Source organism: Bradyrhizobium sp. PMVTL-01 (assembly GCF_051861855.1).
Taxonomy (GTDB): Bacteria; Pseudomonadota; Alphaproteobacteria; order Rhizobiales; family Xanthobacteraceae; genus Bradyrhizobium.
On record NZ_CP193982.1, the window covers coordinates 7,994,114 to 8,007,364 of the forward strand.

15 protein-coding genes are annotated in these 13,251 nt (G+C 65.3%); 4 read left to right on the forward strand and 11 right to left on the reverse strand.

Going from position 1 to position 13,251, the window contains the following annotated elements; genetic code table 11:
* Positions 1 to 16: 16 nt before the first annotated feature.
* The 5 genes from phnK to phnG are packed head-to-tail and all read right to left on the reverse strand — an operon-like array spanning position 17 to position 3,875.
* A complete protein-coding gene (gene phnK, locus ACRQ5Q_RS38565) occupies positions 17 to 814 on the reverse strand; it encodes a phosphonate C-P lyase system protein PhnK (protein WP_439371484.1) in 798 nt (265 codons plus the stop codon).
* Positions 807 to 1,697 carry an alpha-D-ribose 1-methylphosphonate 5-phosphate C-P-lyase PhnJ gene (locus ACRQ5Q_RS38570; RefSeq protein ID WP_439395007.1) on the reverse strand — a complete coding sequence of 297 codons (891 nt, stop codon included), beginning with the start codon at positions 1,695 to 1,697 and terminating at the stop codon, positions 807 to 809. Before ACRQ5Q_RS38570 ends, phnK begins: the two co-directional genes overlap by 8 nt.
* Positions 1,694 to 2,797, reverse strand: a complete 1,104-nt coding sequence (locus tag ACRQ5Q_RS38575; RefSeq protein ID WP_439395009.1) for a carbon-phosphorus lyase complex subunit PhnI — start codon at positions 2,795 to 2,797, stop codon at positions 1,694 to 1,696. Before ACRQ5Q_RS38575 ends, ACRQ5Q_RS38570 begins: the two co-directional genes overlap by 4 nt.
* Before the next feature lie 3 nt (positions 2,798 to 2,800).
* The gene (phnH, locus tag ACRQ5Q_RS38580) at positions 2,801 to 3,406 is read right to left on the reverse strand and encodes a phosphonate C-P lyase system protein PhnH (RefSeq protein ID WP_439395011.1); all 606 of its coding nucleotides are present in this window, start codon (positions 3,404 to 3,406) and stop codon (positions 2,801 to 2,803) included.
* Positions 3,407 to 3,410: 4 nt separating this feature from the next.
* Positions 3,411 to 3,875 carry a phosphonate C-P lyase system protein PhnG gene (gene phnG, locus ACRQ5Q_RS38585; protein ID WP_439371488.1) on the reverse strand — a complete coding sequence of 155 codons (465 nt, stop codon included), beginning with the start codon at positions 3,873 to 3,875 and terminating at the stop codon, positions 3,411 to 3,413.
* 117 nt (positions 3,876 to 3,992) lie between these two features.
* On the opposite strand from phnG, the gene phnF reads away from it, so the two are divergent.
* Complete coding sequence (gene phnF / locus ACRQ5Q_RS38590) at positions 3,993 to 4,724, forward strand: phosphonate metabolism transcriptional regulator PhnF (RefSeq protein ID WP_439371489.1); 732 nt, start codon at positions 3,993 to 3,995, stop codon at positions 4,722 to 4,724.
* A 183-nt stretch (positions 4,725 to 4,907) separates the two neighbouring features.
* Here the strand turns inward: phnF and phnE (ACRQ5Q_RS38595) are convergent, their stop codons facing one another.
* The 4 genes from phnE (ACRQ5Q_RS38595) to phnC all read right to left on the reverse strand — a co-directional run bounded on the left by phnE (ACRQ5Q_RS38595) (position 4,908) and on the right by phnC (position 8,523).
* Entirely contained in the window at positions 4,908 to 5,753 is an 846-nt protein-coding gene (phnE, locus tag ACRQ5Q_RS38595; RefSeq protein WP_439395013.1) for a phosphonate ABC transporter, permease protein PhnE, read from the reverse strand.
* Positions 5,750 to 6,634 (reverse strand): phosphonate ABC transporter, permease protein PhnE, encoded by an 885-nt coding sequence (gene phnE, locus ACRQ5Q_RS38600; RefSeq protein WP_439371491.1) that lies wholly within the window; start codon positions 6,632 to 6,634, stop codon positions 5,750 to 5,752. The genes phnE (ACRQ5Q_RS38595) and phnE (ACRQ5Q_RS38600) overlap by 4 nt, the downstream gene beginning before the upstream one ends.
* A 78-nt stretch (positions 6,635 to 6,712) precedes the next feature.
* Positions 6,713 to 7,648: a phosphonate ABC transporter substrate-binding protein gene (phnD, locus tag ACRQ5Q_RS38605; RefSeq protein WP_439395015.1), complete on the reverse strand. Its 936-nt coding sequence runs from the start codon at positions 7,646 to 7,648 to the stop codon at positions 6,713 to 6,715.
* Between the two features lie 65 nt (positions 7,649 to 7,713).
* Positions 7,714 to 8,523 carry a phosphonate ABC transporter ATP-binding protein gene (gene phnC, locus ACRQ5Q_RS38610; RefSeq protein ID WP_439395017.1) on the reverse strand — a complete coding sequence of 270 codons (810 nt, stop codon included), beginning with the start codon at positions 8,521 to 8,523 and terminating at the stop codon, positions 7,714 to 7,716.
* Between the two features lie 175 nt (positions 8,524 to 8,698).
* Between phnC and ACRQ5Q_RS38615 the strand changes: the two genes are divergently transcribed.
* Genes ACRQ5Q_RS38615 through ACRQ5Q_RS38625 form a run of 3 tightly spaced genes read left to right on the forward strand, consistent with a single transcriptional unit; the run spans position 8,699 to position 10,854 of the window.
* A complete protein-coding gene (locus ACRQ5Q_RS38615) occupies positions 8,699 to 8,953 on the forward strand; it encodes a hypothetical protein (protein ID WP_439395019.1) in 255 nt (84 codons plus the stop codon).
* Positions 8,950 to 10,137, forward strand: coding sequence for an alpha-D-ribose 1-methylphosphonate 5-triphosphate diphosphatase (locus ACRQ5Q_RS38620; protein ID WP_439395021.1), 1,188 nt, complete (start codon positions 8,950 to 8,952; stop codon positions 10,135 to 10,137). The genes ACRQ5Q_RS38615 and ACRQ5Q_RS38620 overlap by 4 nt, the downstream gene beginning before the upstream one ends.
* Before the next feature lie 18 nt (positions 10,138 to 10,155).
* A complete protein-coding gene (locus ACRQ5Q_RS38625; protein WP_439395023.1) occupies positions 10,156 to 10,854 on the forward strand; it encodes a DUF1045 domain-containing protein in 699 nt (232 codons plus the stop codon).
* Between the two features lie 3 nt (positions 10,855 to 10,857).
* Here ACRQ5Q_RS38625 and ACRQ5Q_RS38630 read toward each other — a convergent pair whose 3' ends face one another.
* Together ACRQ5Q_RS38630 and ACRQ5Q_RS38635 are read right to left on the reverse strand one after the other, a co-directional pair.
* Positions 10,858 to 11,451: a hypothetical protein gene (locus ACRQ5Q_RS38630; RefSeq protein ID WP_439375736.1), complete on the reverse strand. Its 594-nt coding sequence runs from the start codon at positions 11,449 to 11,451 to the stop codon at positions 10,858 to 10,860.
* Between the two features lie 83 nt (positions 11,452 to 11,534).
* Positions 11,535 to 12,935 (reverse strand): selenium-binding protein SBP56-related protein, encoded by a 1,401-nt coding sequence (locus ACRQ5Q_RS38635; RefSeq protein ID WP_439371497.1) that lies wholly within the window; start codon positions 12,933 to 12,935, stop codon positions 11,535 to 11,537.
* Between the last annotated feature and the right edge of the window lie 316 nt (positions 12,936 to 13,251).

A 13,251-nucleotide genomic window follows, 5' to 3' on the forward strand; every position in this document is an offset into this window, starting at 1 on the left:
ACTCATATTGTAAAGTTCATGGCGGCAGGATCGAGGAGACTAGGAGCTGGGTATAGGGCTCACGGGGATCGTCGAGCACCTGGTCGGTGAGACCGGTCTCGATGACGCGGCCACCCTTCATCACCATCACGCGATGTGACAAGAGGCGTGCGACCGCGAGATCGTGGGTGACGATGACGACGGCGAGGTGTAGCTCGGCAACGAGGCTGCGCAGGAGGTCGAGCAGGCGGGCCTGCACCGATACGTCAAGTCCGCCGGTCGGCTCGTCCATGAACACCAGCCGCGGCTCGGTGACGAGGTTGCGAGCGATCTGGAGGCGCTGGCGCATGCCGCCGGAATAGGTGCGCGGCGCATCGTCGATGCGCGCCGTGTCGATCTCGACGCGGGTGAGCCAGTCCGACGCGGTGTCGCGGATGCGGCCGTAGTGATTCCAGCCCACCGCCATCAGCCGCTCGCCGACATTGGCGCCGGCCGACACCGCCATGCGCAGGCCCTGCGCCGGATCCTGGTGCACAAAGCCCCAGTCGGTGCGGAACAGGAAGCGGCGCTCGGCCTCGCCGAGGGTGGCGAGATCGCGGGTGGCGCCGTCGCGCATCCGGTAGGACACATGGCCCGAGCTCGGGGCGAGCTGGCCCGACAGCATCTGCAGCAGGGTCGACTTTCCCGAGCCGGATTCGCCGACAATCGCCAGCACCTCGCCCGGATAGAGCGAGAACGACACGTCGCGGCAGGCGGCGATGCGGCCGAACGACTTGCTGAGCGACTCCGCAACCAGCAGCGGCTGGTCGTTTTCAAGCACGTCGAGATCACCCATGTGCGCCCGCCTTCTCCTTGTAGGGAGCAGCACTCAGGCTGCCGTGATGGCCGGCGGCCTGGCGGCCCTCGCAATAGTCGGTGTCCGAGCAGACGAACATGCGGCCGCCCTTGTCGTCGGTCACGATCTCGTCGAGATAGGAGTTCTCCGCGCCGCACAGCGCGCAGGGCGCGTTGAAGCGGTAGGGCTCGAACGGGTGATCCTCGAAATCGAGCGAGACCACCTGGGTGTAGGGCGGGATCGCGTAGATGCGCTTCTCGCGGCCGGCACCGAACAATTGCAAGGCCGGGCAATTGTCCATCTTGGGATTGTCGAATTTCGGCGTCGGCGACGGGTCCATCACGTAGCGCGCGTTGACCTTGACTGGATAGGCGTAGGCGGTGGCGATATGGCCGAAGCGGGCGATGTCCTCGTAGAGCTTCACGTGCATCAGGCCGTACTCGGCGAGCGCATGCATGCGCCGCGTCTCGGTCTCGCGCGGCTCGAGGAAACGCAGGGGCTCCGGGATCGGCACCTGATAGACCAGCACCTGGTTCGCGTGCAGCGCCGTCTCCGGGATGCGGTGACGGGTCTGGATCACCGTCGCCTCGTCCGTCGCCGTCGTCGTCGCAACGCCGGCGGTCTTGGCGAAGAACTTGCGGATCGAGATCGCATTCGTGGTGTCGTCAGAACCCTGATCGATCACCTTCAGCACGTCCTGGGGTCCGAGGATCGCGGCGGTCACCTGCACGCCGCCGGTGCCCCAGCCATAGGGCATCGGCATTTCGCGGCTGGCGAACGGCACCTGATAGCCGGGGATCGCGATGGCTTTCAGGATCGCGCGGCGGATCATCCGCTTGGTCTGCTCGTCCAGATAGGCGAAGTTGTAGGCGGGCGCGTTCATTCCGCGGCCTCCTTCATGGCGTCGGGCGCATTGGCATCGGCGAACTCCTGGCGCAGCTTGCGCAGCAGGCCAAGCTCGGACTGGAAGTCGACGTAATGCGGCAGCTTCAGGTGTTCGACGAAGCCGGTCGCCTGGACGTTGTCGGAATGCGACATCACGAATTCCTCGTCTTGCGCGGGGGCGAGCGCCTCCTCGCCGAGCTCGCGAGCACGCAGCGCGCGATCGACCAGCGCCATCGACATGGTCTTGCGTTCGCTCTGGCCGAAGGCGAGGCCGTAGCCGCGGGTGAAGCACGGCGCTTCCTTCGCAGAACCCTTGAACTGGTTGACCATCTGGCACTCGGTGAGCTCGATCGCGCCGAGCGGCACGGCGAAGCCGACGTCTTCCGCGAGAAATTCGACCTCGACCTCGCCGAAGCGGATCTCGCCGACAAAGGGGTGATTGCGGCCGTAGCCGCGCTGCGTGGAATAGCCCATCGCCAGCAGAAAGCCTTCGTCGCCGCGCGCGAGGTTTTGCAGGCGCAGGTCGCGCTCGGCCGGAAAATTCAGCGGCTCGCGGGTGAGATCGCCGACATTGGCGCCGTCCTCGGCTGGCGGCGAGGATTCGATCAGCCCATCGCGGCCGAGAATGTCGGTGACGCGCGGCGTCGCCGCAGCGGAAGCTTCGGCCGTCGCCGGCGTCTCCGGCACAAAACCTTCAGCGAGCGACGGGTCGAGCAGGCGGTGTGAATAGTCGAAGGTCGGACCTAAGATCTGGCCGCCGGGAATGTCCTTGAAGGTCGCCGACACGCGCCGCTGCACCCGCATCGCGCCGGTGTCGACCGGCTCGCTGGCGCCGAAACGCGGCAGCGTGGCGCGGAAGGCGCGGACCAGGAAGATCGCCTCGATCAAATCCCCGCGCGCCTGCTTGATGGCGAGCGCCGCGAGCTCGCGGTCATAGAGCGAGCCTTCGCTCATGACGCGGTCGACTGCGAGCCCAAGCTGCTCCGAGATCTGATCGAGGGAGATTTCCGTAACGCTTTGATCGCCGCGCCGCTTATGCGCGAGCAGGCGATGGGCGTTCTCGATGGCGCGTTCGCCGCCTTTGACTGCGACATACATGCTTCAGCTTCCCTTGCTCACGACGCGCGTGGTGCGGGGGATCGCGACCACGGCGTCATCGGCGACCAGCACGACGTCGATGCCGCGCGGAAACAGTGCTTCGTTCATATGCAGGCGCTCGAACAGGTCGAGCTTGATCGACGCCTGCAGCGTCGCGAAGCCATCGATGCCGGGACCGCGCAGCTCGAAGTTGCAGCCGGAATTGAGGCTGTCGACCTGAATGATCACCGTGGTCGAACGATCAGGATACTCGCCGGTGCCGAGCGCGAAGCGCTCGAGCGAGGGCAGCGCACCGCCATCGCTGATGAGCGCGAATGAAGCCACCGATGAATCCTGCACGACCGGCGCGCCGGTGTGGAATTTCAGCCACTTGGTCACGTCGGAACTCTCCGCCATCCGCGCGTCGAGCCAGAGCGGCGTATCGTGGTCGAACAGCGTCAGCGCGATCGCGGCGGTACCGCGCATCATCACGCCGGGCGCGCCCGCCATCGGCACGATGCGCTGAACGGAGCCCGGCCGCGCCATCGCATCCATGACCGAACGAAAGGTCGATTGCGCCGACAAGACCTTGTCGGCGAAGCCCGGCGGCAATTCCGCAATCGTGGTCATGACCTCACCCCTCACCGCGCACCATGGTGTAGAAATCGACCTTCGTCGCGGCGGTCTCTTCCGCCGCCCGCGTCCGCCTGACCATCAGCTGCTCGCGCAACGGCGCGATAACGTCGCGCTCGACCAGCCCGCCGAAATCGCGGGACTGCACCAGCGCATCGCACAGTGCGATCAGCCGCGCCTTCTCACCGTCGCGCCCCAGCGCGTAGCCGAAGCCGACCTCGCCGCTCGCGAGCCGCACCGCCGCGCGCGACACCGTGGCTTCGCCGAGGTTGAACGGTGCGCCGTCGCCGCCGACCCGGCCGCGCAGCATCACGAGGCCGTTCTCCGGCGCACGCAGATTCTGATGAGCCGGCAGGGCGAGATCGCGCAGGCGAGCGGCGATCTCGCCCGCCTCCGCGTGCGCCAGCACGGCCATCGCGGCCTTGCGCTGGGCTTGCTGGTTATTGTGCTGGGTCACCTGATCCATCGAACTTTTGAGAACTTGCCGAATCCAAGTTGTCTATGATAATAGACAACTTCATACGGGCGCGCCATGACTGTTTCGTGACACAGATGTGATTTTCGGGCTAGGCTCACCGACGACATGAGCATGCAGGACACAGCCTCGTCGGGCGTCGCGCTGTGGCGCCTCGTTGCCGACGGCATCGAGCGCGGCATCGCCGACGGCCGCTTCGCGGCCGGCGACAAGTTGCCGGGCGAGATGGAGATCGCCGAAACCTACCGCGTGAACCGCCACACGGTACGACGCGCGCTGGCCGCGCTTGCCGAGCGTGGGCTGGTGCGTGCCGAGCGCGGCAGCGGAACCTATGTCGAGGCGCAGAAGCTCGCCTATCCGTTGCGCTCGCGAACACGCTTCTCCGAGATCGTCGGCGCCGATGGCCGCGAACCGCATGGCCGGCTGATCGAGGCGACCGATGACGTCGCGACGCGCGAGCTGGCGCGGGAGCTGGGACTGAAGACCGGCGCGCCGCTGGTGCGGATCGAGGCGATCCGGCTTGCCGACCGCACGCCGATCTGTGTCTCCACCACCTGGCTGTCGGCGGAACTGTTTCCGGGCGCAGGCGAAGTGTTCGCCGCAACGCGCTCGATGACGAAGCTGCTCGAGCATTTTGGCGTCCGCGATTATCGCCGCGGCGCAACCCGGATCACCGCCGGCATCGTCGACGCCACCGACGCCGCGCGGCTCGACCTACCGCTGGGGCGGCCGATCCTGGTCGTCGACGCCACCGACCACGATCTCGCCGGCAAGCCGCTGGTGACGAAGCATTCGCGGTTTGCCGCGGAGCGGGTGGAGTTCCTGGTGGAGAACGGGTGAGTTGCCTGTTCTCCCTCTCCCCGTTCTTACGGGCCGCGACGAGCTTCGCTCGCGCTGAGAGGGTTGGGGTGAGGGGCCGCTTCCGCAATGACGGTGAGAGACGGACTCGCTGAGGGTCCCCCTCACCCGGAATTTGCTTCGCAAATTCCGGCCTCTCCCCGCAGGCGGGGAGAGGCGAAAACCTCAGGCCACCGCCCGCCTTCCGATGATTGCAAACCGCAGCTTGCCCGAGATGAAATCGATCGCGGCGACCGCGACCAGGATCATCAGGATCAGGAACGACACTCTCTGCCATTCCAGCACGCGGATCTGCTCGGCGAGTTGGAGGCCGATGCCGCCGGCACCGACGATACCGATGATGGTGGCCGAGCGCGTGTTGGATTCGATGAAATAGAGCACCTGGCCGGCGATCACGGGCAGAACCTGCGGCAGCAGGCCGAAGCGGATCTCGTGCAGCGCGCTCCCGCCGGAGGCGCGAATGCCCTCGACCTGCTTCTGGTCGGCGCCCTCGATCGCCTCCGAGAACAGTTTTCCGAATGCGCCGAAATCCGACACGGCGATGGCGAGCACGCCGGCGAACGGGCCGAGGCCGACGACGTTGATCCACACCAGCGCCCAGATCAGCGTGTCGACGCCTCGGATCGAATCCAAAAAACGGCGAACAGGAAAGCGCAGGATCTGTGAGGGTATGACGTTGCGCGCCGCCAGCAGGCTCACCGGAAGCGCGAACACCGCCGCCAGCGTGGTGCCCAGGAGCGCGATCGAGAGCGTCTCACCCAGCGCCTCCAGATAGACCGGCAGCGAGGAGCCGGGATCCGGCGGGATCATCATCAGGCTGATCCAGCCGAGCTGGCTGAGGCCGGTGAAGAAACGCGACGGCGAGAAATCGAGATCGACGAGGCCGTAAGTGAGGATCGCGAATGCCGCAACGATCATCGCAGGTGTTGCGAGCCGCGCCGATGCCGGCCTTTCGAACACGTCGGGATAACGCGCGCGAATCTCGCGCGTATCGACCTCCTGCGGCGTCACGTCCGCGCCTCCTTGCCGAACAGGCGGCCGCGCAGCCAGCCGGTGGTGATGTCGATGATGAAGACGGTGATGATGATGGTGAGCAGGATGGCACTGACGTCCGAATAGTAGAACTTGCGGATCGCGACGACGAGCTCCTGGCCGATGCCGCCGGCACCAACAAAGCCCATGACTGAGGCTTCGCGGACATTGATCTCGAAGCGCAGCAGCGCATAGCTGGCATAACCCGCGGTCACCTGCGGCAGAATCGCAAAGCGCATGCAGGAGAGCCAGCTCGCACCGGTCGAGCGGATGCCTTCGACCGGCTTCATGTCGGCATTCTCGACGATCTCCGAGAACAGTTTTCCCAGGGCGCCCGTGGAGTGGATTGCAATCGCCAGCACGCCCGCCATTGGCCCCAGGCCGAAGGCAATCACGAAGACCAGCGCGAAGACGATTCCGGGGACGGTGCGGGCAAATTCGAGCAGGCGCCGCACCGTGAAGCGGAGCCAGGACGCGGGCGAGGTGTTTTCAGCCGCGAAGAAGTTGAGGGCGAAGGCGAAGGTCGCGCCGATCAGCGTGCCGACATAGGAGATCAGCAGCGTCTCACCCAGCATCTTCAGCCATTTGCGCCAGCCCCACAGCCATTCGCCGAGATCGGTCCAGACCCGTTGGCCGCTGTCGAGCGTGAGGATGCGGTCGAAATAGCTGACGAAGTTGCCGAAATAGGTGAACAGCGTGCGCAAATTCACTTCGGCGCCGATCGCGGCGAGAACCAGCGCTGCGGCAAAGACCGCAGCGCCCAACAGCAGACGAAGCCGCCGGCGCGAGACCGCCTGGCGATAGGCGGCATTCAGCGCGGCAAGCTGCTGCTCGGGAAGGATGGAAACCGCTACGGTCATTGGGTCATTGCGCGTGGTCGTTCACAAAGAGAAAGAGCCGGGTCCATCGACCCGGCTCAAGTGGCTCGTCCCGAAAGCTCAGGACGCCTTCTTCTTACGCAGCGCATCGACGAACTTGATCAGCTCGATCGTGCCGTCCCAATCCTTGGTGGTGGCGGGATGAAAACCCTTCTTCTGGCCATCCTGGAGGCGGTCGAAGGCCGCCTTGTCCTTGGCCGGCGCGTCGAAGAACGCCTTCGCGATCGCCGCCTTGGCCTCCTCCGGGAGGTCGGAGTTGTAGGCGTAGGGGCCGTTGATGATGGGCGCCGACTTGTGGATGATGCGGAAATCGTCCTTCTTCATCGGCGAGCCGTCGGCGTTCTTCAGCATGCCCTTGGTCAGCATCTGCGCCAGCGTCGAATCGTCGTCGCTGGTCCACTGGTTGGCGGCAACATCGACCGTGCCCTGCGCCAGCGCCAGCATCGCGTTCTCATGGCTGCCGGTGAAGACGACCTTGCCGAAATAGCTGTCGGCGTCCGCGATGCCCATCTTGTCGAGCTCGAAGCGCGGCACGTTGTTGCCGGAGGTCGAGTTCGGGTCGACCAGGCCGAGGTTCTTGCCCTTGAGCTGGTCGATGCTCTTGTAGGGGCTGTTCGCCTTGACGAAAAACACCGAGTAATAGCCGGTCGAGCCGTCGGCGTTGATGTCGTTGGCGAAGGCGTCGGTCTTGACGCCGGTCAGGCGGGCGCGCGCGAACGACGCCGAGCCGTAGCTGGCGATATGAATGTTACCGGCGCGCTGGCCCTCGATGACGGCGGCGTAGTCGTTGGCGATGCGCAGCGTGACCTTCACGCCCAGCTCCTTGGAGAGATAGCTCATGAACGGCGCCCAGCGCTCGGTCACGCCCGAGGCGTTTTCCGCCGGAATGACCGCGAAGGTCAGCTCGGGATATTTTGCTTTCCAGTCCTGGGCGGAGGCAGAAGCGGTGAAGGCAAGCGCGGCGGCGCCGGCAAGGATTAATCTGCGAGTGATCATGATACCCTCTTCATCGGTTGGGGTCGGTTGACTCAAAACTGGCAACTGAACAGGTGCGACGCGGCTCAGGCCGCCGCGGCGGTTCCCAGCGCCGGCACGCCCTCGGGCGTCGGGACCGGCATGCCACCCATGACGTCGGCGGCTTCGAGATCGTAGAGCTCACGCGCGACATGATCAGTCAGCGCGGACGGCGCGCCGTCGAACACCACGCGGCCGGCGGCCATGCCGATCAGGCGGTCACAATAGGTGCGGGCGAGATCGAGCGAATGCAGGTTGCAGAGCACGGTGATGCCGAAGTGCTTGTTGATGCGCAAAAGCGCATCCATCACGATCTTGGTGTTGCGCGGATCGAGCGAGGCGATCGGCTCGTCGGCGAGGATGATGTCGGGCTGCTGCACCAGCGCGCGCGCGATGGCGACGCGCTGCTGTTGACCTCCGGAGAGCTGATCGGCGCGCTGGGCCGCCAGCGAAGCAATGTCGAATTGTTCGAGCGCCGACATCGCCAGCGCCTTGTCCTGCTCAGGCCAGATCTGCGACAGCGAGCGCCAGGCGGGCATGGTGGCGAGACGCCCCATCAGGACGTTGGTGAGGACGTCGAGCCGACCGACCAGGTTGAACTGCTGGAAGATCATCGCCGCGCGGGCGCGCCATTGCCGCAGCTCGCTGCCGCGCAGCGCGGTGACGTCGGTGCCGTCGAACAGGATGCGCCCTTGCGTCGGCGTCACCAGGCGGTTGATGGTCCGGAGCAGCGTCGACTTGCCGGCACCGGATCGTCCGATCACACCGACGAAACCGCCGGGGGAGATTTGAAACGAAGCGTCGTCCACCGCGGCTTTTGCGCCAAAGCGGCACGTCAGACCTTCAACCACCAGCATGCAGGGGCTCCAGAGTAGCTGGAAGCCACCGCTAACGCCGGCGCTTGACACTCGTGTGACACGCGCATTGCGATGCGGCGATCCTGCACACCTCATCCCCTGTCATCGCTGCGTCATGATATTGTCATCAAGTCCCTCGAAGAGGATTGCCTACCCTCGAACGTTCGGACGCAACATGGTCGGCAAGGTGCTTTCAGTCCGACCGACCATCAATGCTTCCGCCAAGTTGTACGAGACCCGGCTCGGCGCGCGGCGGTTCTCGGAAGAGATCGCCGACCGGCTCGCAAGGCTCGCCTGGTGGGACTGGGATCACGACAAGTTGCGTGAAGCCCTGCCCCATTTCCGCAAGCCCGGGATTGAAGATTTCCTCGCCGCGTATGAAGCACGAGCAAATTCCCCTCGCAGCAGCAAGAAAAGCGCAATCGCGTGACAGACATTTTCCTTGAAGGCGGCCGGGCCCTGATCGGCACCGAGATCGTCGAAGCCTCTCTGAGCGTGTCCGGAACTGATATCGCGGAGATCGACGGCTCGCGCGGCCGGACGCGGCTCGGGATCGATGCGCGCAACCTGCTGGTGCTGCCTGGCATCGTCGATCTGCACGGCGATGCCTTCGAGCGGCAGATGATGCCGCGTGCCGGGGTCGATTTCCCGATCGACGTCGCGCTCGCCGACAGCGACCGCCAGGCGATCAGCAACGGCATCACCACCGTGTTCCACGCCACGACCTGCTCGTGGGAGCCGGGCCTGCGCAGCGCCGACAACGCGCGCGGACTGATGGAGGCGATCGAGCGGCAGCGTCCGCAATTCGCGGCCGACACCCGCTTCCATCTGCGCCACGAGACCTACAATCTCGACGCGGAGGCAGAGATCAGTCAGTGGCTCATAGAGGGTCGCGTCGACCTGTTCGCCTTCAACGACCACATGGACGGCACCGTGGCCGACTTGGCCAAGCCGCGCAAGCGCAACCGCATGGTTGAGCGCACGGGGCTGTCGAGCGAGGCGTTCGACCGGCTGGTCGAGCGCGTGGTCACACGCGCCGCCGAGGTGCCGGCTTCGGTATCGAGGCTCGCCGCCGCAGCCCGCGGAGCGGAGGTGCGCATGCTCTCGCATGACGATGCGAGCCCGGCGATGCGCCGGGAGTTTCGCGAGCTGGGCGCCGACATCGCGGAATTCCCGATCAACGAAGAGACGGCGCGCGCAGCGGCAGGCCATGGCGATGCCATCGTCTACGGCGCGCCGAACGTCGTCCGCGGCGGCAGCCACACCGGCTGGACCAAGGCATCCGACATGATCGCCAAGGGGCTCTGCTCGGTGCTGGCGTCCGACTATTACTATCCCGCGCAGCTGCTCGCAGCCTTCCGCCTCGCCGCCGATCGCGTGCTGCCGCTGACGCAGGCCTGGGATCTGGTCTCGGCCGGCCCCGCACGCGCGACCGGCCTCGCCGATCGCGGCGAGATCGCGGAGGGACGCCGCGCCGATATTCTGCTCGTCGACGACAGCGTGCCGCTACGGCCGCGGATCATCGCGGTGATATCGGGTGGAAAGCTCGTGCATCTCACCGATGCGACGCGGCTGCTCAGCGCTGCGCCGCGCGAGGCTATCGTCGCGGCCTAAATTGGTTATGCTGAGGTGATGACAGGTTTTCCCCGCTACGCGATCTATTTTGCCGCAGGCGCCGACAGCGCCCTCTCCCGGTTCGGCGCCGAATTGCTCGGCTACGACGCCCACACCGGTGACGAGCTGCCGTTTCCGCAGCAAGCACTGCATGTCGTCCCGGACTGGCGGGACGTCAGCGCCGATCCCCGCAAATACGGCTTTCACGCCACGCTGAAGGCGCCGATGGCGCTGGCGTCGGGCAAGACCGAGGCCGGGCTGATGGCCGCCTGCGCCGCCTTCGCGGGCAAGGCGCGGCCCGTTCCGGTGATCCGCCCCGTCGTCGATGCCATCAGCGGGTTCATCGCCGTGATTCCGACCGAGCCGGTCGAAGCGCTCCAAGAGCTCGCCGCCGATTGCGTCCGCAATTTCGACGCCTACCGTGCGCCGCTGACGGCGGAAGAACGCGCGCGGCGCAAGCCCGAAAAGCTCAGCGAGCGGCAGCGCGACTATCTCGCTCGCTGGGGCTATCCTTACGTGATGGAAGAATTCCGCTTCCACATGACGCTGACGGGGCGGCTGGATGCGGAGCGGCGCGGGCCGATCCTGGCGATGCTGCGGGACCGGTTTGCGGCGCTGAGGCTCGATGCGCTTGAGATCAATCGCATCACGCTGTTCAGGCAGGATGGCGCCAAGGCGCGCTTTCGCATCGTCGGCGAGTGGGCTCTGGCGCGGTAGACATCAGCGCCAGCTCGCAAGATTGAACAGGAGCGCCACGGCGCCGACCAGAACCAGGCTGGCCGCCCAGACTGCATCCAGGTTGAACCAGCTCCGCGAGACGAACTTCAATCCCAGATAGCGGTAGACCAGCCACGCCAGACATCCGCCGGCACCGACCATGGCGGTCACGTGCACCAGGGACACCAGCACCGCCATCCCGAGATTTGCCTTCATCAGCGTGCCCGCGGCCTCATGGCCCGCATCGAGATCGAAAGCCTGGCAGAGCCCGAGATAGATCGGCACGAGCATCAGGGCGGCGCCGTGAGCAATGGCGACGGCAAACGACCAGAGCGCCAATTGCGTTGGCGGAATTCGTGCCAGCGCGCGCGGATGACGCCGGTCGATCAGCCGATAGACGCCGAAGCCGATGACGAGAAGGCTCGCACAGAGCTGGATCGGACGCTGCCACGCGGCCAGCACGAGCAGGAACGCGAATGGCAGCAGCACGAGAAGTGTGGCCAAGAGATGCCCGGCCCCCAGGGCCCACAACGCGCGGAAGAGCGCGCGAGGGCTCTTGTCCAGGAGTCCAGCCGAAACCGCGAGCGGCCATCCCATTCCCGGATTGACCCCGTGGTAGAGACCGCTCGCAACGAGCGCGAGCCACAGCCAGCCAAGCGCCGGGCTCGCATGCGTCCCATCTAGACCGACGGGTAGCAAAAGGAGTCGGTCGAACAATCGCCGCCCTCGAGCCTGATCTGGTGCGCACGATATCCGTCGGGGAAGCTCACGAAATAGTCCCTGTCGAGCTCGAGGCCGCCGTTGCGACCGACATTGGCCATGACCTCCACGCCCGGAACCCCGTCGGGATAGAACTGATCGTCCCAGGTGGAATAGAGCGAATTGGTCCAGTACACGCGCCGGCCGTCGCGGCTGATCTCGACCATCTGCGGCCCCGCTGCAAAGGCCTTGCCGTTCGGATGGGGCGTGCGGCGTGCGATGCCGCCAATGTGGACGGAGCCCGCAAGCTTCGGCTTTCTGGGATCGCTGACGTCGTACTGGCGCATCTCACCCGTGCCCCAACACGAGACATAGAGAAACCGGTCATCCATCGACAGGTCGATGTCCGTCACGAGCGGCGGCACGGCGCCAAATCCCTGCAGCAGCGGCGGCAGCTTCTCCTTGGGCGCGGGTTCGGGAGGGATCGTCGCCGTCTTCTCGGCATGGAATTTTCCACCCTCGCGCCACCAGGTCCAGATCGATGCTTCGAGGTTGGTGGTGTCGACCACGACGCCGACGAAGCCGTATTCGCGAACCGGATCGTGCGCGGGCCGCACCTCCAGCGCCATCTGATGGTTGGCGCCGAGGTCGATGGTCTGGACGTTGCGACGGGCGCGAAGGTCCCAGAAGTGGAGACGATGGCCGTATTTATTCGCAAGCAGATCTTCCGGGACGATCCCGTTCTCGAACTGCGGTGGCAACGCCCATTCGCTCGTCACCATGTAGTCGCGCGGCAGATTCCACCAGAAATCATAATGCAGTGTCTGCGGACCTCGGTCGATCTCCCATCGTCCAAGCACCTCGAACGTCTCGCAATCCATGATGAAGACGCCTGGAGGTCCGTTGGTGCCATCCTTGCCGCCGCCGCCCAGCGTGCTCACATAAATGCCGTCCGGCCCGCAATGGATGGTGTGTGGCCGCGAGTAACCGGTCTTCTTGAAGACCTCCTCCGGTTCGATGATCTTGTGGATCTTGGCCTTGGTCGGATCGGGCTTGGTATCGATGATGTAGATCCGCGACGAGCGCAGCCCGGGGATGATGAGATAGCGCCGCTCGATGAAGGCGTGTCCGGCGAGCGGCGACAGGGCGGAAGAGCAGGCATTCCAGCCGAAATGATGAAACTCATCGCCCCTGTTGGGCATCGTCACGGTGTGAACGATCTGGCTATAGCTCGGCGATCCCGGCTTGACGTCGATGACCGCGAGAGCATCCGGCTTCGAGAAATCCGGACTGAGCAGCAAGGTGTAGGCAAAGTTCTCCGCAGGCGCTTCCATCGCAAGCTTGGGCGATGCGTGAAAGGTGGGATCCGGCCTCATCGTCATGGCACTGCCTCCCTGTTCTGTCGGTTCGCTCCAACCCGGCTCGGGATAACGGCATAATGAAGAGGTGTTTACGCGATGTCTTGGGATGCTCCGCAGAGCCGGTTGGCGAACCTAGAATATGTCATCGCCGGCCCGGGGGAAACCGGCCGAACCGCGCTAATTCGACGCCTTCGGCCGAGAATGGGGCAGTTGCCTGCTCGCTTGCCCGGGACGACGTTGTGGGGGGAAATTGGCTCAACTGGTTCCGTGATTGCGAGCGAAGCGAAGCAATCCAGGCCTTCTCCGCAGATTCGGTCTGGATTTTGCTTCGTCGCAA

Bases quoted from the DNA above. Each gene is read 5' to 3' on its own strand.
- ACRQ5Q_RS38575 (WP_439395009.1), bottom strand. From the start codon at position 2,797: ATGTATGTCGCAGTCAAAGGCGGCGAACGCGCCATCGAGAACGCCCAT.
- ACRQ5Q_RS38615 (WP_439395019.1), top strand. From the start codon at position 8,699: ATGGTCGGCAAGGTGCTTTCAGTCCGACCGACCATCAATGCTTCCGCC.
- phnK (WP_439371484.1), bottom strand. From the start codon at position 814: ATGGGTGATCTCGACGTGCTTGAAAACGACCAGCCGCTGCTGGTTGCG.
- phnD (WP_439395015.1), bottom strand. From the start codon at position 7,648: ATGATCACTCGCAGATTAATCCTTGCCGGCGCCGCCGCGCTTGCCTTC.
- phnF (WP_439371489.1), top strand. From the start codon at position 3,993: ATGAGCATGCAGGACACAGCCTCGTCGGGCGTCGCGCTGTGGCGCCTC.
- phnE (WP_439371491.1), bottom strand. From the start codon at position 6,634: ATGACCGTAGCGGTTTCCATCCTTCCCGAGCAGCAGCTTGCCGCGCTG.
- ACRQ5Q_RS38635 (WP_439371497.1), bottom strand. From the start codon at position 12,935: ATGACGATGAGGCCGGATCCCACCTTTCACGCATCGCCCAAGCTTGCG.
- phnH (WP_439395011.1), bottom strand. From the start codon at position 3,406: ATGACCACGATTGCGGAATTGCCGCCGGGCTTCGCCGACAAGGTCTTG.
- ACRQ5Q_RS38630 (WP_439375736.1), bottom strand. From the start codon at position 11,451: ATGGGATGGCCGCTCGCGGTTTCGGCTGGACTCCTGGACAAGAGCCCT.
- phnG (WP_439371488.1), bottom strand. From the start codon at position 3,875: ATGGATCAGGTGACCCAGCACAATAACCAGCAAGCCCAGCGCAAGGCC.
- ACRQ5Q_RS38570 (WP_439395007.1), bottom strand. From the start codon at position 1,697: ATGAACGCGCCCGCCTACAACTTCGCCTATCTGGACGAGCAGACCAAG.
- ACRQ5Q_RS38625 (WP_439395023.1), top strand. From the start codon at position 10,156: ATGACAGGTTTTCCCCGCTACGCGATCTATTTTGCCGCAGGCGCCGAC.
- phnC (WP_439395017.1), bottom strand. From the start codon at position 8,523: ATGCTGGTGGTTGAAGGTCTGACGTGCCGCTTTGGCGCAAAAGCCGCG.